Origin of the sequence: Streptomyces sp. NPDC048420 (assembly GCF_040651535.1) — a bacterium.
Lineage (GTDB): Bacteria > Actinomycetota > Actinomycetes > Streptomycetales > Streptomycetaceae > Streptomyces.
Genome location: NZ_JBEZKG010000001.1, coordinates 21,917 through 39,355, shown reverse-complemented (window position 1 = coordinate 39,355; position 17,439 = coordinate 21,917). Strand labels below are relative to the sequence as shown.

The window sequence follows — 17,439 nt, the reverse complement described above, 5'->3', positions numbered from 1 at the left end:
TGCGCCCTCTATTGCTCCGCGCGCCAGACCGGGTGCACGGATGCCGCGAGCGCGGTCGCCTGGGCGTGACCGGCCCGGGCGGCCGCGGGGCGGCGGGCGTCGGCCGTCATGTCGCGTCCCATGGCGCGGCGGGCGGCGGCGTCCGGGGTCACGAGGGTGACGTGGGCGCCTTCGGCGGCGAGGGCGGCCGCCTGCTCCTTGGCGCTCGCGTGAGGGCCCACGGCGGCGTCGATCGGGGCGATGGCCAGGACGTGGTGATGGCCGCGGGCGAGGTGGATGTTGGCCGTGGAGCGACTGCCTCCGTCCATCCAGCGGCGCCCGGCCAGGGTGATGGGGGGCCAGATCACGGGAACCGCGCAGCTCGCGACGACCGCTTCGAGGAGTGCGACCCCCGACTCGGCGTCGAAAGCCGTCAGTTGCCCCGAGAGTGCGTCGACGGCCGTGATCCGCAGCGTGCGCTCGGGCCACCTCCGCACGCCGCGCAGCAGCGGGTCGAGCACGGGGAACACCTCGGACTCGGGGACCGTGCGGGCCTTCAACGCGGCCCGCCCGAGGCGTCGTACGGAACGCTCCGGGTCGCGGGATCCCAACGCGGCCCACAAATAGCGGAGCGTCCGAGCGAGGCTGACGCCGAGGTCCACCCGGTCGGCACCGGCCAGTTGGCGTTCGAACAGCTCGCGCGCGGGTTCACCGGTGAGCAGCCGCGAGCCGAAGATCGCGCCGGCCGAGGTGCCGATGACGACGTCCGCGCGGGTCGCCTCGACACCGGCGTCGGTCAGGCCGGCGAGCACTCCCGTCATCCACGCTCCACCGACGGGGCCACCCCCGCCGAGGACAAGCGCCGTACTGGCCATGCCCACCCCTTCCATCAAAATGGGGAGTACTCCCCGTTTACCCGGCCGACGATAGCATCACTACCGGGGAGCACTCCCCGGTACCGTGGAAGGGCGATCATGACGAACGACGCGACGGCACCGGTGCGACGGCGCGATGCGCGGCGCAACCGTGAACTGCTGGTCGAGGCCGCTCACGAGGTGTTCACGGAGCAGGGTCTCGAGGCTCCCCTGGACGTGATCGCCCGGCGGGCGGGGGTGGGGAACGCCACGCTCTACCGGCATTTCCCCAGCCGTGCCGCGCTGGTCGACGCGGTCTTCCGTGAGCCGCTGGCGGGCACCATGGCCGCCGGTGAGCGGGCCCGGACCGCGGCGGACGCCTGGGAGGGGCTGGTCGGCTACCTGGAGGCCGTTTTCGCCGTCCTGGCCACCGACCGCGGCACGAACGATTTGATGACCACGCACCTTGAGGGCGTGGACTCGTTGCAGGCCGTGCACGCCCACAACCGGGCGACCATGGAGTCGCTGCTGCACCGGGGGCGCGAAGAGGGAAGCATCCGTGCGGACGTCACCACGGAGGACATCCTGTTCTCGCTGGCCGCGCTCGGACGAGCCGTCCCCTCCCTGGCCACCGCCGTCGCCCCGGAGGCCTGGCGGCGCCCGCTGGCCCTGCTCCTCGACGGCCTGCGCGCCTCGCCCACCGCTCCGCCCCTCCCCACCCCCGCACTCACGGCGGACCAACTCGGTGATGTCCTCCAGGGATTGGGTCCGCACCGGGCCCCCCGCAACTCCCCTGGATGAGCACGCGTCTCACGAACCGCACGCGCGCGTACCGCGCTGTCGGACCGCCGCCCGGCCGACGCCGTGTGTTCACCCGTCGGTCGTACGGCGTTCCGGGCGGGAGCCAAATCTGGCCGCTGTCACCGAACTTGGTCCCCAGGAGGCCCCATGTCCCCGCACGCCGACGGCCGACGCCCGGCCAGACGCACCGCCGCGGCGGGCATACCCCTCGCCCTGGCCGCCGCTCTGGTCGCGGCGGGCCCCGCCGTGGGCGCCCCCTCCGGCGAGGCCCGTGTCGTGCGGACCGCGACGCTCGGGGACATCCCGCTCGGGGCGTTCAGCAACAGGTTGCTGCCGGGCACGGTGGCCGACGACCGCGGAGTGGACCTCGGCGGCCTCGGCAGTGACATCTACCCGGCGGGCCGCAAGGGCGAGTTCTGGACCGTGACCGACCGTGGCCCCAACGGTCAGATCAAGGTGGACGGCACCAAGCGCCGCACGTTCCCGGTCCCGGGCTTCGACCCGGCGATCGTGAAGATCCGCGTCACCGGCGACACCGTGAAGGTGCTGGACGCGATCCCGATCACCACCTCCTCCGGCAAGGCCGTCACGGGGCTGTCCAACCAGAAGGGACGCGACGAGGCGCCGTACAACTACAACGCGCTCACAGCTCTGTCGTACAACCCGAACGGTCTCGACACCGAAGGCGTCGTGCGGGCCTCGGACGGGACCTTCTGGCTCGTCGACGAGTACGGCCCGAGCCTGGTGCACGTCTCCGCGCGCGGGCAGGTCCTCACGCGCTATGTCCCCAAGGGGTTGAACCTCACCGGCGCCGACTACCCCGTGGTCGAGGCGCTGCCCTCCGTCCTGCTCCACCGGAAGATCAACCGGGGCTTCGAGGGGCTCGCCCAACTGCCCGGCGGCGACCTGGTGCTGGCCGTGCAGAGTCCGCTGTCGCTGCCGGACACGGACGCCGGAGAGGCCTCCCGGACCACCCGGCTGCTGCGTTTCTCGCCGAAGAAGAAGGCGGTCACCGCCGAGTACGCGTACCGCTTCGACCCGGTGAACGTGGTGGACCCGAGCGAGGACGACACCTCGGAGCTCAAGATCTCCTCGGTGGTCGCGGTGGGCGGTGACCGGCTGCTGGTCGAGGAGCGCACCGACAAGGCCGCGCGTCTTCACTTGGTGCGCCTTGACCGGTCCTCGGACATCCTGGGCGGCGCCTGGGACGACGACACCACCTCTCCGTCCCTGGAGCAGCTCGACGACCCGGCCGCCTCGGGCGTGCCCGTGCTCGCCAAGAAGCTTGTCGTCGACCTGGGCAAGGTCGCCGGGGTGCCCGGGAAGATCGAGGGCGTCGCGCGCGTGGACCACGACACGCTCGCCCTGATCAACGACAACGACTTCGGGATGACGGACGGTACCGGCGCCTTCGACGGCGACGGCCGGCTGGTGGACAGCGGCGTGGAGACGACGGTGACGTACGTCAGGCTGCCGCGCGGCCTCTGAGGTACACGTCAGCCGATCAGGGACGGGAGCAGCGATTCCAGGTCACTCGGGAACTCGCTGGGTATGTCGGTCGGGAACTGCGACGGGAGCTCACTGGGAAGCCGGGTCGGCAGGCTGAACGACGGCTCGGGAGAACCGCTCGTGCTGGTCTCCGGGGCCGGGCTCTTGTCCGGTGAGTCGTCGTTGCCCGAGGCCATGAAGACCACGACGAGGGCGACGGCCACGGCCGCCGCGATGACGGCGAGCAGGGCGAACAGCGGGCTCCGGCGCCTTCTCGGACCGCTCGGGCCGGGGTCGCCGACCGGACCCATCGGCTGGGTCGACGGCAGTCCGCCGTAGGGGTTCGGGCTCTTGCGCCCGAAGTCGTCGGGGGGTGGTCCGAAGCCACCGCCCGGAGGCGGTGTGTCACCCGGCGGTCCGGGCGGCTGGGGCGGTACCGGCGGCATGGCCATACCGTCCAGAGTCACCTCGAACCGGTCATGGGGCGACCCCCGCGCGGAAGTTGATACGGCCCCATGCCGTGGATCGCATGGTTCCGGCACATTCCGCGCAGGGGTCACGGTCACTGCGCACACCCACGCGCGCGTGCGGTCGACGGAGGTCACTCACGACCGTCGGCACGCGCGCGTGGGGCTCACTCAGCCGCGCGCACCCAGCAGGTGGTCCATGGCGAGCTGGTCGAGCTGCTCGAAGGCCATGCCACGCGCGGCGGCCGCCTCCACGTCGAACTCCTCGAAGGCGCTGCGGTCCGCGAGCAGCGCCTTCAGGCCGTCCGCCGCCGTCTGCTGCGCCAGCTCGTCCAGACGCGAGGCCCGCAGCGCCTCCTGCACCTGCGGGTCGGCGCGGAAGGCGGCCGCACGCTCCTTGAGGATGAGGTAGTTGCGCATGCAGCCCGCGGCCGACGCCCACACACCGTCGAGGTCCTCGGTCCGCGGCGGCTTGAAGTCGAAGTGCTTGGGACCGGCGTAACCCGCGCTCTCCAGGAGGTCGACGAGCCAGAAGGCGGCCCGCAGGTCGCCCGCGCCGAAGCGGAGGTCCTGGTCGTACTTGATGCCGGACTGGCCGTTGAGGTCGATGTGGAAGAGCTTGCCCGCCCACAGGGCCTGCGCGATGCCGTGCGGGAAGTTCAGTCCGGCCATCTGCTCGTGGCCGACCTCGGGGTTCACGCCGTACAGCTCGGGGCGCTCCAGGCGCTCGATGAAGGCCAGGGCGTGGCCGACGGTGGGCAGCAGGATGTCGCCGCGCGGCTCGTTCGGCTTGGGCTCGATCGCGAACTTCAGGTCGTAGCCCTGCTCGGTCACGTACTCGCCGAGGAGGTCGAAGGCCTCCTTCATGCGGTCGAGGGCGACGCGTACGTCCTTGGCCCCGCCGGACTCGGCACCCTCACGGCCGCCCCAGGCGACGTAGGTCTCGGCGCCCAGCTCGACCGCCAGGTCGATGTTGCGGATCGTCTTGCGCAGCGCGTAGCGGCGCACGTCACGGTCGTTGGCGGTGAACGCGCCGTCCTTGAAGACCGGGTGCGTGAAGAGGTTGGTGGTCGCCATCGGCACCTTCATGCCGGTCGCGTCCAGGGCCTCACGGAAGCGCTTGATGTGACCCTCACGCGCGCTGTCGGACGCCCCGAAGGGGATCAGGTCGTCGTCGTGGAAGGTCACGCCGTGGGCGCCGAGCTCGGCCAGGCGCTGCACCGTCTCGACCGGGTCGAGGGCACGGCGGGTGGCGTCGCCGAACGGGTCCCTTCCCTGCCAGCCGACGGTCCACAGGCCGAAGGTGAACCTGTCCTCGGGGGTGGGCTGGTAGTTCATGACGCGGCTCCTTGCTGCTCCGGACTATTTCGTCATGGCGGTTTACAAATTAGTATGCGCACACGTCTCTGGGAAGAGACAAGGTGTCTCCGGCTGGAGACATGAGCCGCACACACAGGGAGAGCCCGATGTCAGCAGCCGAGGGTCCGCTCGTCGTCGGCGTGGACACGTCCACCCAGTCCACCAAGGCGCTGGTGGTCGACGCGGCCACCGGTCAGGTCGTCGCACGCGGCCAGGCACCGCACGCCGTGTCCTCCGGGGCCGGCCGGGAGAGCGATCCGCGCCAGTGGTGGGACGCGCTGTCCGAGGCGCTGCGCCAGTGCGGGGAGGCGGCCCGCGAGGCGGCGGCGGTGTCGATCGGCGGCCAGCAGCACGGCCTGGTCACGCTGGACGGGCGAGGCGAGCCGGTGCGTCCGGCGATGCTGTGGAACGACGTGCGCTCGGCGCCGCAGGCCCAGCGTCTGATCGACGAGCTGGGCGGCCCGAAGGCCTGGGCGGAGCGGACCGGCAGTGTGCCGGGCGCCTCCTTCACGGTCACCAAGTGGGCCTGGCTCGCCGAGCACGAGCCGGAGGCGCTGCGGGCCACGAAGGCCGTGCGCCTGCCCCACGACTACCTCACCGAGCGTCTCACCGGCCAGGGCACCACCGACCGCGGTGACGCCTCCGGCACCGGCTGGTGGGCGTCGGCGACGGAGTCGTACGACAGCGAGGTTCTCGCGCACGTGGGGCTCGACCCCGCGCTGCTCCCGCGCGTGGTCCGGCCCGGCGAGGTCGCCGGTACCGTGCGCGACGGCCATGATCTGCCGTTCTCCAAGGGCACCCTGGTCGCCCCCGGCACCGGCGACAACGCGGCCGCCGCACTGGGCCTCGGACTGCGTCCCGGGACGCCGGTGATGAGCCTGGGCACCTCGGGGACGGTGTACGCCGTCTCGAAGCACCGCCCCGCCGACCCGACCGGGACCGTGGCGGGCTTCGCCGACGCCCACGGCGACTGGCTGCCGCTGGCCTGCACCCTGAACTGCACGCTCGCCGTCGACCGGGTCGCCACCCTGCTGGGCCTGGACCGCGAGGCCGTGGAGCCTGTCTCCGGAGTCACTTTGCTGCCGTTCCTGGACGGCGAGCGCACCCCGAACCTGCCGAACGCCTCGGGGCTGCTGCACGGACTGCGCCACGACACCACCGCCGGCCAGCTCCTCCAGGCGGCCTACGACGGTGCCGTGCACGCGCTGCTCGGCGCGCTGGACCTGGTGCTCGACGCGGACGCGGACCGTTCGACCCCGCTGCTGCTGATCGGCGGCGGCGCCCAGGGCACCGCCTGGCAGCAGACCGTACGACGGCTCTCGGGGCGTCCGGTCCAGGTGCCCGAGGCCAAGGAACTGGTCGCGCTCGGCGCCGCCGCACAGGCGGCAGGACTGCTGACCGGCGAGGACCCGGCCGCGGTCGCCCGGCGCTGGAACACGGCGGCGGGGCCCGTGCTGGAGGCCGTGGAGCGGGACGACGAGACGCTGGCCAGGATCGCCGGGGTACTCTCCGACGCGGCGCCGCTGCTGGAGCGGGGGACGCAGAGCGGCTGACAACAGGACTGCGGGCTCGCCGAGCACAAGGACGCGGGCCTGCCGCCGGCCGGCCAGGGCCGCGGTCCGGCCGAGAGCAGGAACGCGGGGGCCGACCGAGAACCGGACCGCTGCTCCACAGAGGATCGAGGGAGGCATGACCGCACCGCTGCACGACGCCCACACGGCGGGTCCCGGGCGGGGCCTGCCCGACACCCAGCAGGGCATGCGCCGGCGCAACCTGGCCCGTGTGATGCACAGCGTGAGTGCCGAGGGACCGCTCTCGCGCGCCGCGGTCGCCTCACGCATCGGTCTGACCCGGGCCGCTGTGTCGACCCTCGTCGACGAGCTCATACGCTCGGGGCTCCTTGAGGAACTGGGCCCCGAGCGTCCCGGCCGGGTCGGCAGACCGGGTTCCGCGCTCGCCGTCAGCGGGCGGGGCCCCGCCGGGATAGGCGCCGAGGTCGGTGTGGACCACCTCGCGGTCTGCGCGGTCGATCTGCGCGGACAGGTACGCGCGCGCGTGGTGCGGTACGGCGCGAACCGCGGCCGCTCCCCCGAGCCGGTGATCGCCGAACTCGCCGCCCTGGTACACCGGGTGGTGGCGGAGGCTGAGGACGAGGGCCTGTGGCCCGCGGGGCTCGCGGTGGCGGTGCCCGGTCTGGTGGCGCGCGACGCACGGACCGTCGTACGCGCCCCGAACCTCGACTGGCACGACACCGACCTGGGCGCCCTGCTGCCCGAGGACTATCCGCTGACCGTGGGCAACGAGGCCAACTTCGGTGCGCTGGCCGAACTCTGGCTCGGCGAGGGCACACCCCACGACTTCCTGCACGTCTCGGCCGAGATCGGCATCGGCGCTGCGCTCGTGGTCGACGGGCAACTGCTGCGCGGTACCCGCGGTTTCGCGGGTGAGCTGGGCCATGTGCCGGTCCGCCCGGACGGCCCCCGGTGTCCGTGCGGCGGACGGGGCTGTCTGGAGCAGTACGCCGGTGAGGAGGCGGTGCTGCGGGCGGCCGGTCTGGAGCCGGGCGAGGACCGGGTCGGCCTGCTCGCGCAGCACGCGGCGGACGGTGACGAGGACGTACGAGGCGCCCTGCGCGAGGCCGGCGAGGCGCTCGGCATCGCGCTGACCGGCGCGGTCAATCTGCTGGACCCCGAAAGTGTGGTGCTCGGAGGCGCGCTGGCCGGGCTGGCGCCCTGGCTGCTGCCGTCGCTGCGGGACGAGCTGGCCGGGCGCACGGCCGGTCCGCCGTGTCCGGTGGCCGTGTCGCGGCTGGGGTCGGAGGGACCCCTGCTCGGGGCGGCGCACTCGGTGGTGCGGGCCGTGCTGGACGACCCGGCGGCTGTGGGTGAACGGGCCTGACTCGCCGGCTGGTTCACCCCGTCGGGTGAGAGGGTTATCCACAGTTCCAAGGTTGTCCACCGAAACACCAAGCGCCCTGCTGCCCAACCTGCCGTCCCCGTACCGTGATTCACGCGAGGCACCCGGCCTCCATGAACAGCGGAACGGAGCCGTGCAGCCATGAGCGACCCCAGGATCCTGACCGTGCGACCCGAACCCGGCGAGTACGCCTGGACGTTCGGCGGCGCACCGCCCGTGGCCCGGATCACCCCCGGTACGGTCCTCGACCTGTACACGGAGGACTGCTTCGCGGGGCGGGTGCGGTCCGAGAAGGACCTGGTGTCCGAGGTGTGCGAGTTCCCCTTCCTGAACCCGCAGACCGGGCCCTTCCACATCGAGGGCGCGGAGCCGGGTGACACGGTCGCCGTGCACTTCGTGTCGATCGAACCGGCCCGGGACTGGGCCGCGTCGACCACGGTCCCCCTGTTCGGGGCGCTCACCTCGACGCACACCACCGCCACGCTGCAGCCGCCGCTGCCGGAGACCGTGTGGATCTGGCAGCTGGACCGGGCCCGGCGCACGGCGTTGTTCCGGGCTCACGACAGTGACATCGAGATCGAGCTGCCCATGGACCCGATGCACGGCACCGTGGGGGTGGCTCCTGCCAATCTGGAGGTGCGTTCGGCGCTGGTGCCCGATGCGCACGGCGGGAACATGGACACACCGGAGATGCGGGCCGGCGTCACCTGCTACCTCGGCGTCAATGTGGAGGGCGCCCTGCTCAGCCTCGGCGACGGGCACGCCCGGCAGGGCGAGGGAGAGACGTGCGGGGTCGCTGTCGAGTGCGCCATGAACACGGTGGTGATCGTCGAGCTGCTCAAGGGGCTCGCCACGCCGTGGCCGCGCATCGAGTCGGACACGCACATCATCTCGACCGGTTCGGCGCGCCCGCTGGAGGACGCGTTCCGGATATCGCAGCTCGACCTGGTGCAGTGGCTCGCGCGCGACTACGGGTTCAGCGAACTGGACGCGTACCAGTTCGCGACCCAGGCCGTGGAGTCGCCGTTGGCCAACGTCTGCGACACCAACTACACCTGTGTGGCGAAGATCCGCAAGGAATGGCTGCCCGCGCGCGAGACTCACCGCGGAGTGCACGACAGGCTCCGTGAGACCGCGGCGGCCCTGCGGGGCTGAAGTCCGCCGACCGGAAAGGCACTTGATCCTTGGAACGCGCAAGACCGCTGTTCGACCGGCGGCGGCTGCTGAAGGGCGCCGTCCTCGCCGCCGTACCGTACGCGCTGCTTCCCGAGACACTGGCCGGGGCTGCTCCCCAACCCGTCGACCACCCGCTCGCCGAGTGGCAGCCCGCGACCAGCTCCAACTACACGTACTCGGACCGCCCCGAGTCCTACCGCATCGACCGGGTGGTCATCCACGTCACCCAGACCTCGTACACCGGCACGCTGGACATCTTCCGCAACCCTGCGAAGCAGGTGTCCGCGCACTACGTCGTCCGGTCGGCCGACGGTCATGTAGCGCAGTGCGTCCGGGAGGCCGACGTGGCCTGGCACGCCGGGAACTGGGGGTACAACACGCGCAGCGTCGGCATCGAGCACGAGGGGTGGGTGGACAAGCCCGCCTACTTCACCGACGCCCTGTACGAGATGTCCGCGGTGCTGACCGCGGACATCTGCGAGAGATACGGCATCCCCAGGGACCGTACGCACATCATCGGGCACTACGAGGTGCCGGGCACGGACCACACCGACCCGGGGCCGTACTGGGACTGGGCGCGCTACATGCGGATGGTCGAGCTCGTGTGAGCCGCCGGGGGCACATCGTTCGGGTGACGGCGGTCGAAGAGGTTGTCTGCGCCCGTACCCGGAGTGACGATGTCCCCAGCCGCATCACGTTCCGGGGAGGCCGAGTTGACCGATCCATGGGTGGCCCTGGAGCCGGGGGCCGACCCTGCCGAGCAGGTGCGGCTGCTGCTGCGGGCGCACGAGACGTTCACCGAGGCGGGCACGGTTCCGCGGCCGGTGCGCCCGGTGGTGGCCGACTCGTGGCGGCGTTCGGCGCGGGCCGGGGTCGGTCCCGACGGGACGGCGAACGTCGAGCTCAGCGACGGTGCCCTCGGGACATACCGGGCCGAGCATCCGCTGGCGCGGGTCATGCCGCTGTTCCGTGAGCTGATGGGGACGTTCGCCGCGGATGGCGAGCATCTCCTCGCGGTGTGCGACGAGCACGGCAGGCTGCTCTGGGTCGAGGGTCATGCCTCGACCCGGCGGCAGGCGGAATGGATGAACTTCGTGCCGGGTGCGCGATGGGCGGAGACCGCCATGGGGACGAACGCGCCGGGTACCGCGGTGGCGGTGGACCGGCCCGTGCAGGTGTTCGCGGCGGAGCACTTCATCCGCCGTGTGCAGCCGTGGACGTGCGCGGCGGCGCCGGTGCACGACCCGCGGACCGGGCGGGTGCTGGGAGCCGTGGACATCACCGGCGGGGACGGACTTGCGCATCCGCACAGTCTGGGCTTCGTCCAGGCGGTCGCGCGGGCCGCGGAGTCCCAGCTGGCGCTGCTCCTGCCGCAGCAACCCGCCACGGACGCCCCCGAACTGAGCGCGTTGGGCCGGGACGAGGCCCTGCTGGTCAGTGACGGCCGCAGGATCAGGCTCAGCCGTCGGCACAGCGAGATCCTGGTGCTGCTGTCCCGGCACCCGGAGGGCCTGACCGGTGACGAGCTGCTGTGCGCGCTGTACGAGGACGAGTCGGTGACCCCGGTGACGCTGCGGGCCGAACTGGCGCGACTGCGCAGACTGCTCGGACCGGGACTGCTCGCCTCGCGGCCGTACCGGCTGACGGTGCCGGTGGAGTCCGACGCGGCCCTCGTCGAGCGGCGGCTGGAGAGCGGGGCGGTGACGGAGGCGGCGCGCGGGTACACCGGTCCGCTGCTGCCCGCCTCGCAGGCACCGGCGGTGGTGCGGCTCAGGCGCCGGGTCGCCGACGGGCTGCGGACGGCGTTGATCGCCCGCCGGGATCCCGACCTGCTGGCCGACTGGGCACACACGCCGTGGGGCGAGGACGACGTCGAGGTGTGGCGGGCGCTCGCGGCCGTGCGGCCCGCGGCGAGTGTGCGGGCCCGCCTGGCCGCGCTGGAGTCGGAGCTGGCCGCGCCGACGGCAACGTGGTTGCAACGTCCGCGCTCCTAGCCTCACGCGCAGAGCTGCCCAACGGCGGGCAGTGCTGCTGAAGGAGGCTGGCCAGCATGACCCGTTACGCGGCACCCGGCACCGAGGGCGCGATCGTCTCCTACCAGGCGCGCTACGACCACTTCATCGGTGGCGAGTACGTACCGCCGGCGCGCGGGCAGTACTTCGAGAACCCGTCGCCGGTGAACGGGCAGACGTTCACCGAGGTCGCGCGCGGCACCGCGGAGGACGTGGAGCGGGCGCTGGACGCCGCGCACGCCGCCGCCCCGGGCTGGGGCCGGACCTCGGTGACCGAGCGGTCCGGCATCCTGCTGAAGATCGCCGCCCGCATGGAGGCGAACCTGGAGAAGCTAGCCGTCGCGGAGAGCTGGGAGAACGGCAAGCCGGTGCGCGAGACGCTGGCGGCCGACATCCCTCTCGCCATCGACCACTTCCGGTACTTCGCGGGGGCGATCCGCGCGCAGGAGGGTTCGCTCGGCGAGCTCGACGACGACACGGTGGCGTACCACTTCCACGAGCCGCTCGGTGTGGTCGCACAGATCATCCCGTGGAACTTCCCGATCCTGATGGCGGTGTGGAAGCTCGCCCCGGCCCTCGCCGCGGGCAACGCGGTCGTCATCAAGCCCGCCGAGCAGACCCCGGCCTCCATCCACTACTGGATGAGCCTGATCGCCGACCTGCTGCCTGCGGGCGTGGTGAACATCGTCAACGGCTTCGGCGTGGAGGCCGGCAAGCCGCTCGCGTCCAGTCCACGGGTGGCGAAGGTGACCTTCACCGGCGAGACCACCACAGGGCGGCTGATCATGCAGTACGCCTCCGAGAACATCAAACCGGTCACCCTCGAACTCGGCGGCAAGTCACCGAACATCTTCTTCGACGACGTCTGGGCGCGGGACGACGACTTCCGCGACAAGGCCCTCGAAGGGTTCACGATGTTCGCCCTCAACCAGGGCGAGGTCTGCACCTGTCCGTCCCGGGCGCTGATCCAGCGCGGCAACTACGCCGAGTTCCTCCAGGCGGCCGTCGCCCGCACCGAACTCATCAAGCCGGGCCACCCTCTCGACACCGACACGATGATCGGTGCCCAGGCCTCGAACGACCAGCTGGAGAAGATCCTCTCCTACCTGGACGTCGGCCGACAGGAGGGCGCGAGGGTCCTCACCGGCGGTGAACGCATCGAGTACGACGGCGAGTTGAAGGGCGGCTACTACGTCCAGCCGACGATCTTCGAGGGCGACAACCGTATGCGGATCTTCCAGGAGGAGATCTTCGGCCCCGTCGTCTCGGTGACGTCCTTCGACGACTTCGACGACGCCCTGAAGATCGCCAACGACACGCTGTACGGCCTCGGGGCGGGCGTGTGGACCCGGGACATGAACACGGCGTACCGGGCGGGCCGCGCGATCCAGGCCGGCCGCGTCTGGACGAACTGCTACCACGCGTACCCGGCCCATGCCGCGTTCGGCGGGTACAAGCAGTCGGGGATCGGGCGGGAGACGCACAGGATGATGCTGGAGCACTACCAGCAGACGAAGAACTTGCTGGTGTCGTACTCGCCGAAGCAGCTGGGCTTCTTCTAGAGGGGCGAAAAGGGCGCCTGACCTGGGGTTTTTCAGGTCAGGCGCCCCACTGCTATCCCGCTCCTGACCAGCTCTTCCGGACCAGTCACGGAAGAGGACTCGCTCCATGTGCGCACGGCGGATCCGCACGAACTGCGGCGGGATGGGCACAGGTGCACGGCGCTTCAGCGAGTGCACGTCGTGCACCGCACCGTCGTCCGTCCAGCCCTTGCCTGCGGCGACGACGCCACCCGACAGATGGAGCAGCCCCCACCCGGCCTCGGGAGGTAACACTGCTCAAGACGGAGGTGCATGACCTCCGCCGGCCAGGACCTCGCCCACGCTGCTGAGCAACGGCACGGAGCAACCGGGCGACTTGGGCAGGGTTGGGAACGAGCAATCGTCAAGACTTGTGGCCGTGGTGCGGGTACACGGGAATGGAGCCGTTGACTCCGCGGTGGAGCACGTCACGGCGCCCGTGGTTCGGCTGGTTGGACCGTCACCGCTCGCCCGAACTACGTCCGTCGATGACGTCGAGGGCGTGCACCAGTCTCGCGCGGGCCTCCGCCGTAGAAGCGCCGGGGAGGCAGCACATGAGCAGCAGGCGTGCTTTCGCGGCCGACAATCCACCGGCGAAGACCGCGCCCGCGCTCTCCAGCCCCGCGCCGCCCCCGTCTCCGCCGTAGACCGGAAACGTGCCGCCTGCCATGACACGCGACGCGATGACCACGAGCACGCCTCTCTCCGTGAGGTCGCCGACCACGCTCGTCAGGCTTCCCGGGAGGTTTCCGAGACCGAAGCCCTCGAGTATCAGCCCGCGGGCTCCCGTGTGTTCGACGGCGGCCCGTACGAGACCAGGAGTGAACCCGGTGTAGGGGGTCATGGCGACCACCTGGACGTCGGGGTCGAGCGGCCACGCCGGCGTCCAGCGCGCGATACTGCGGTGCATCAGCCGCAGTCGTCCGGCGGGACCGAAGGTGGCGACCGGTCCGAAGGTCGGCGAGGAGAACGCGTCGACGTGATGCGTGTGGACCTTGCGGACCCACCGTGCCGCGTGTAGTTCGTCGGACGCGTGGACGAGGACCCCGAGGCCCCGCAGTTCCGGACTCGCCGCAGCGACGACGGCGTTGGAGAGGTTGCGGGGTCCGTCGGCCGAGGTCGAGTCCGCGCTGCGCATCGCCGACGCGAAGACAATGGGCTTGTCCGCGGTGGTGACCAGGTCGACTGCGAACGCCGTCTCCTCAAGGGTGTCGGTGCCGTGTGTGATCACGATCCCGGCCACCTCTGGCTCGGCCAGCACCTCCTGGATGCGGGCGGCCAGACGCCACATCCTTCGCGGGTCCATGTCCCAGCTGTTGATCCGGTCGAGGTCGACCGCCGGCTCGACGGAGATACCCGCCGGCACGTCGCATCCGTCGAGCAGCTCCGCGACCGAGCGCCGGGCGATCAGCTGACCGTCCGCTCCCGATGCGGAGGCTATGGTGCCGCCGGTACCGAGCAGCGCGACACGAGTCGTTCCCATGCGTCAGACTCCGAGATGCTGTTCGAGCCGACCGCTGTCCGCAAGAGTGTCGAGCAGACCCTCGGCGATCACCTGACCGCCCTCCAGCAGAAGACAGCGCCCGGCCATGCTCCGCACCATCGGCACGTTCTGCTCCACGACCACAGTCGTCAGTCCCTCGTTCCGGTTGATGTCCACGATGTTCTGGGCGATCTGCTGGACGAGTACGGGCATGATCCCGTCCGAGGGCTCGTCGAGCAGCAGCAGTTGCGGCTCGGACATCAAAGCCCGGCCGATGGCGAGCATCTGCTGCTCACCGCCGCTCAGCGTGCCGGCCGCCTGGGACCCCCGCTCGCCCAGCCGGGGGAAGTAGTCGAGAACCTCCTTCAGCCGGCCGGGGCGGCCGCGCTTACCGGCTGCCATACGCCCGAGCCGCAGGTTCTCGTCGACCGTCAGATCGGGGAAGACACCGCGCCCTTGCGGTACGACAGCGATGCCGTGGTGCGCACGGGCATGCGCGGGGGCGCGGCTGAGATCGATGTCGTCGAGCCGGATGGTGCCTTCGCGGAGGCGCAGCAGACCGGCCACGGCGCGGATCAGGCTGGTCTTGCCCATCCCGTTGCGCCCCAGGATTCCCACGATCTCGCCGCGCTGGACGGACAGCGAAAGCCCGTGCAGGACCGTCCCGTTCCCGTATCCGGCCACGACGTCACGTACTTCGAGCATCAGGCCACCTCCTCGCCAAGATAGACAGCACGGACCTGAGTGTCCTGCTCGATCTGTGACATCGAGCCCTCCGCAATGACGCGGCCGAGGTGCAGCACGGTGATCTCGGCGTCCAGCGCGCGGACGAACCCCATGTCGTGCTCCACCACGATCGCTGCGACGCCCTGGGTGTCGACGAGTTCACGTACCAGGCCGGCCGTCGTCATCGTCTCCCCGGGGGTCATGCCGGCGGTGGGCTCGTCGAGCAGCATGATCTGGGCCCGTCGGCCGACGACCAGCCCGATTTCGAGCCATTGCGTGCGCCCGTGGGGCAGATGGGCCGCCGGCTTGTCGAGCGCGTCGCCGAGGCGGACGCTCTCGGCGACCTCCCGCACGCGGGCGGCGAGGGCTCGTCGCCGCAATCCGCTGCCCAGGACCGCGATCTCCAGGTTCTCGCGGACGGTCAACTCGGGGTAGAAGGACGGCCGCTGGAACTTGCGCACCATGCCGGCCGAGGCCACGCGGTGAGCCGGCCAGGTGGTGATGTCCTTGCCGCGCAGGTGAATGGTCCCCCGGTCGGGCCTGACATGGCCCGACAGCATGCTGACCAGGGTGGACTTCCCTGCTCCGTTGGGGCCGATGACGCACCGGATCGCCGAGTCCGGAAGAGCGAGGCTCACATCGGTGTTCGCCTGCACTCCTCCGAACCGCTTCGAGATTCCGTGGACTTCGAGCATGGCGGTCACTGGGCCCTCCTCATGGGCAGACGGATCGCCAGGACTGTCCCGACCAGGCCACGCCGGAAGAAGGCGATGACGACGAAGAAGAGCAGTCCCAGCAGGAGCTGCCAGTAGGTGGGGATCCATGCGTTGAGCTGGTTCGACAGAGCCGAGATACCGATCGCCCCGACGATCGCCCCGAGCAGGTGCTGCCGGCCGCCGATCGCCACCCAGACCACGACGTTGGTCGAGAAGAGCACGCCGCCGAGGTCCGGTGACACGAACCCGGCGTCGGTCGCGTAGAACGCTCCGGCCAGGGCCGCCACTCCGCCGGCGATGGCGAAGGCGAGCGTCTTGCGCAACGCCGTGTTGTATCCCAGCGACTCGGTGCGCTCCTCGTTCTCGCGGATGCTCACGAGGACCTTGCCGAAGGCCGACCGCTGGAGCGTGCGAAGTCCGAGGTACGTCAGGAGAGTCAGCAGGAAGATGACGTAGTAGGCGCCGAGGTCGCTCTCCAGGGAGATGGCCAGTCCCGGCAGGTCGAGAGCGACCCTGGGGACGAACATTCCGTTGAAACCGCCGGTCAGTCCGGACGCGGAGTTCGCAACGACCTGGGCGACAGTGGAGATGGCCAGGGTGACGAGCACGAAGTAGGAGTCTCGTACTCGGGCACTGAAGAGGAAGTAGCCCACAGCCCCTGCGGCGGCCACGGCGATGGCGACCCCCATGGCGATTCCGGCCCAGGGCCCGAGGGAACCTGCGATGTCACGCACCGCGATGCCCATGGAGTAGGAGCCCACGATGAAGAAGGCCGCCTGGCCGAAGCTGACCATTCCCCCCAGGCCCCACAGCAGGCACAGGCTCATCGCGAGGACACCGAAGAGCATGTACTGCGGAAGCACGAACACGGGGTAGCCCGTGAACACGTAAGGCACGTAGAACAAGGCGACGAAGACCGCCGACGCGGCGATGTTCTCACCCGAGGCCCACCTGCGTACCGCGGCGGTTGCCGGACGGCGGCGGACGGACTCGGTACGCGTCCCACCGGACTGATCGACGATCATGCGGCCTTCTTTCCCAGGATGCCCGCCGGGCGGAATCGCAGAGCGATCACAGCAAGCGCGAAGACGACCGTTTGCGCGAACACCTGCTGGGCCACCAGGGACACGAGGGTCGTCACCCCGCCCATCAGCGCGCTGCCGATGAGCGTGCCGCCCACCAGCGCTCCGAGACCGCCCACGGTCACGACGAAGAAGCTCCGTACCAGCCAGAGGGTTCCCATGTCCGGCTCGACGCTGAACATCGGCGAGATGAGTCCCCCCGCGAGTCCGGCGAGCATCGCCCCCAGGGCGAAGATCGCGCGGTACATCGCCGATGCCCTGACCCCCAGCATCATGGCCATCTCCCGGTTCTGGATCATGGCCCGCACCCGGATGCCCACGCTGGTGCGGTACATGACCCAGCCGGCCGACGCGAAGAGCAGCAGCGACACCAGGGACACGACAGCCACGTAGCGTCCGATCACGGCGCCCCCGATGGTGAAGGTCCCCCGGATCGGATTCGCCACGCTGTGCAGGTCCGTCCCCCAGAAGACCTTGATCAGCTGCGTCGCCACGAGGTAGAAGGCCCAGGTGATCAGCAGGGTCTCGAACTGTTTGTCGTAGAAATGGCGGATCAGGACGACCTCGAAGAGCAGGCCGATCACCCCGACCAGCAGGGCCGACACGATGACGGACACGAAGAAGGGCAGACCGTGCTGGGCCAGCGTCCAGGTGAGGTAGGCGCCCAGGGCGAGCATGGCTCCGTGGCCCATGTTGATCACTCGGACCAGCCCGAAGACCACGGCCAGACCCATGGCGACCAATGCGAGGACAAGGCTCGTACTGATGGCGTCCAGCGCCACCGAGATGACTTGCGTCAT

Annotated in this window: 16 protein-coding genes; 8 read left to right on the top strand and 8 right to left on the bottom strand. The window is 70.7% G+C overall.

Translation table 11 applies throughout. From position 1 onward, the window contains the following. Positions 1–8 precede the first annotated feature (8 nt). Complete coding sequence (locus AB0D34_RS00200) at positions 9–854, bottom strand: patatin-like phospholipase family protein (RefSeq protein ID WP_362654088.1); 846 nt, start codon at positions 852–854, stop codon at positions 9–11. A gap of 99 nt (positions 855–953) precedes the next feature. Between AB0D34_RS00200 and AB0D34_RS00195 the strand changes: the two genes are divergently transcribed. Then, on the top strand, positions 954–1,634 hold the full coding sequence (locus AB0D34_RS00195; RefSeq protein WP_362654085.1) for a helix-turn-helix domain-containing protein: 681 nt from the start codon (positions 954–956) through the stop codon (positions 1,632–1,634). A gap of 147 nt (positions 1,635–1,781) precedes the next feature. Further along, on the top strand, positions 1,782–3,122 hold the full coding sequence (locus AB0D34_RS00190; protein WP_362654082.1) for an esterase-like activity of phytase family protein: 1,341 nt from the start codon (positions 1,782–1,784) through the stop codon (positions 3,120–3,122). Between the two features lie 8 nt (positions 3,123–3,130). Here the strand turns inward: AB0D34_RS00190 and AB0D34_RS00185 are convergent, their stop codons facing one another. Then, entirely contained in the window at positions 3,131–3,574 is a 444-nt protein-coding gene (locus AB0D34_RS00185; protein ID WP_362654079.1) for a hypothetical protein, read from the bottom strand. A 186-nt stretch (positions 3,575–3,760) separates the two neighbouring features. After that, positions 3,761–4,927 (bottom strand): xylose isomerase, encoded by a 1,167-nt coding sequence (gene xylA, locus AB0D34_RS00180; RefSeq protein ID WP_362654077.1) that lies wholly within the window; start codon positions 4,925–4,927, stop codon positions 3,761–3,763. 128 nt (positions 4,928–5,055) lie between these two features. On the opposite strand from xylA, the gene xylB reads away from it, so the two are divergent. From xylB to AB0D34_RS00150, 6 genes are all read left to right on the top strand, one after another. Then, the gene (gene xylB, locus AB0D34_RS00175; protein WP_362654074.1) at positions 5,056–6,501 is read left to right on the top strand and encodes a xylulokinase; all 1,446 of its coding nucleotides are present in this window, start codon (positions 5,056–5,058) and stop codon (positions 6,499–6,501) included. A gap of 136 nt (positions 6,502–6,637) precedes the next feature. Beyond that, entirely contained in the window at positions 6,638–7,846 is a 1,209-nt protein-coding gene (locus AB0D34_RS00170) for an ROK family transcriptional regulator (RefSeq protein WP_362654071.1), read from the top strand. A 159-nt stretch (positions 7,847–8,005) separates the two neighbouring features. Continuing rightward, positions 8,006–9,019 (top strand): acetamidase/formamidase family protein, encoded by a 1,014-nt coding sequence (locus AB0D34_RS00165; RefSeq protein ID WP_362654068.1) that lies wholly within the window; start codon positions 8,006–8,008, stop codon positions 9,017–9,019. Between the two features lie 29 nt (positions 9,020–9,048). Then, entirely contained in the window at positions 9,049–9,648 is a 600-nt protein-coding gene (locus AB0D34_RS00160; RefSeq protein ID WP_362654065.1) for a peptidoglycan recognition family protein, read from the top strand. Positions 9,649–9,753: 105 nt separating this feature from the next. Further along, positions 9,754–11,034, top strand: coding sequence for a GAF domain-containing protein (locus AB0D34_RS00155; protein ID WP_362654062.1), 1,281 nt, complete (start codon positions 9,754–9,756; stop codon positions 11,032–11,034). Positions 11,035–11,090: 56 nt separating this feature from the next. Continuing rightward, the gene (locus AB0D34_RS00150; RefSeq protein ID WP_362654060.1) at positions 11,091–12,614 is read left to right on the top strand and encodes an aldehyde dehydrogenase family protein; all 1,524 of its coding nucleotides are present in this window, start codon (positions 11,091–11,093) and stop codon (positions 12,612–12,614) included. Positions 12,615–13,092: 478 nt separating this feature from the next. On the opposite strand, the gene AB0D34_RS00145 is transcribed toward AB0D34_RS00150, so the two are convergent. From AB0D34_RS00145 to AB0D34_RS00125, 5 genes are read right to left on the bottom strand one after another with little or no spacing between them, the layout of a single operon-like run. Continuing rightward, a complete protein-coding gene (locus tag AB0D34_RS00145; RefSeq protein ID WP_362654058.1) occupies positions 13,093–14,115 on the bottom strand; it encodes an asparaginase in 1,023 nt (340 codons plus the stop codon). A 3-nt stretch (positions 14,116–14,118) separates the two neighbouring features. Beyond that, positions 14,119–14,820: an ABC transporter ATP-binding protein gene (locus tag AB0D34_RS00140; RefSeq protein ID WP_362654055.1), complete on the bottom strand. Its 702-nt coding sequence runs from the start codon at positions 14,818–14,820 to the stop codon at positions 14,119–14,121. Next, positions 14,820–15,536, bottom strand: a complete 717-nt coding sequence (locus AB0D34_RS00135) for an ATP-binding cassette domain-containing protein (protein WP_362655342.1) — start codon at positions 15,534–15,536, stop codon at positions 14,820–14,822. The genes AB0D34_RS00140 and AB0D34_RS00135 overlap by 1 nt, the downstream gene beginning before the upstream one ends. 5 nt (positions 15,537–15,541) lie before the next feature. Next, the gene (locus AB0D34_RS00130; protein WP_362654052.1) at positions 15,542–16,582 is read right to left on the bottom strand and encodes a branched-chain amino acid ABC transporter permease; all 1,041 of its coding nucleotides are present in this window, start codon (positions 16,580–16,582) and stop codon (positions 15,542–15,544) included. Further along, on the bottom strand, positions 16,579–17,439 hold the full coding sequence (locus AB0D34_RS00125; RefSeq protein WP_362654049.1) for a branched-chain amino acid ABC transporter permease: 861 nt from the start codon (positions 17,437–17,439) through the stop codon (positions 16,579–16,581). The genes AB0D34_RS00130 and AB0D34_RS00125 overlap by 4 nt, the downstream gene beginning before the upstream one ends.

What these genes read in the sequence shown, in the direction of transcription:
- AB0D34_RS00200 (WP_362654088.1), bottom strand. Translation starts at nt 854, where the DNA reads ATGGCCAGTACGGCGCTTGTCCTCGGCGGGGGTGGCCCCGTCGGTGGA.
- AB0D34_RS00195 (WP_362654085.1), top strand. Translation starts at nt 954, where the DNA reads ATGACGAACGACGCGACGGCACCGGTGCGACGGCGCGATGCGCGGCGC.
- AB0D34_RS00190 (WP_362654082.1), top strand. Translation starts at nt 1,782, where the DNA reads ATGTCCCCGCACGCCGACGGCCGACGCCCGGCCAGACGCACCGCCGCG.
- AB0D34_RS00185 (WP_362654079.1), bottom strand. Translation starts at nt 3,574, where the DNA reads ATGGCCATGCCGCCGGTACCGCCCCAGCCGCCCGGACCGCCGGGTGAC.
- xylA (WP_362654077.1), bottom strand. Translation starts at nt 4,927, where the DNA reads ATGAACTACCAGCCCACCCCCGAGGACAGGTTCACCTTCGGCCTGTGG.
- xylB (WP_362654074.1), top strand. Translation starts at nt 5,056, where the DNA reads ATGTCAGCAGCCGAGGGTCCGCTCGTCGTCGGCGTGGACACGTCCACC.
- AB0D34_RS00170 (WP_362654071.1), top strand. Translation starts at nt 6,638, where the DNA reads ATGACCGCACCGCTGCACGACGCCCACACGGCGGGTCCCGGGCGGGGC.
- AB0D34_RS00165 (WP_362654068.1), top strand. Translation starts at nt 8,006, where the DNA reads ATGAGCGACCCCAGGATCCTGACCGTGCGACCCGAACCCGGCGAGTAC.
- AB0D34_RS00150 (WP_362654060.1), top strand. Translation starts at nt 11,091, where the DNA reads ATGACCCGTTACGCGGCACCCGGCACCGAGGGCGCGATCGTCTCCTAC.
- AB0D34_RS00145 (WP_362654058.1), bottom strand. Translation starts at nt 14,115, where the DNA reads ATGGGAACGACTCGTGTCGCGCTGCTCGGTACCGGCGGCACCATAGCC.
- AB0D34_RS00140 (WP_362654055.1), bottom strand. Translation starts at nt 14,820, where the DNA reads ATGCTCGAAGTACGTGACGTCGTGGCCGGATACGGGAACGGGACGGTC.
- AB0D34_RS00135 (WP_362655342.1), bottom strand. Translation starts at nt 15,536, where the DNA reads ATGCTCGAAGTCCACGGAATCTCGAAGCGGTTCGGAGGAGTGCAGGCG.
- AB0D34_RS00130 (WP_362654052.1), bottom strand. Translation starts at nt 16,582, where the DNA reads ATGATCGTCGATCAGTCCGGTGGGACGCGTACCGAGTCCGTCCGCCGC.
- AB0D34_RS00125 (WP_362654049.1), bottom strand. Translation starts at nt 17,439, where the DNA reads ATGACGCAAGTCATCTCGGTGGCGCTGGACGCCATCAGTACGAGCCTT.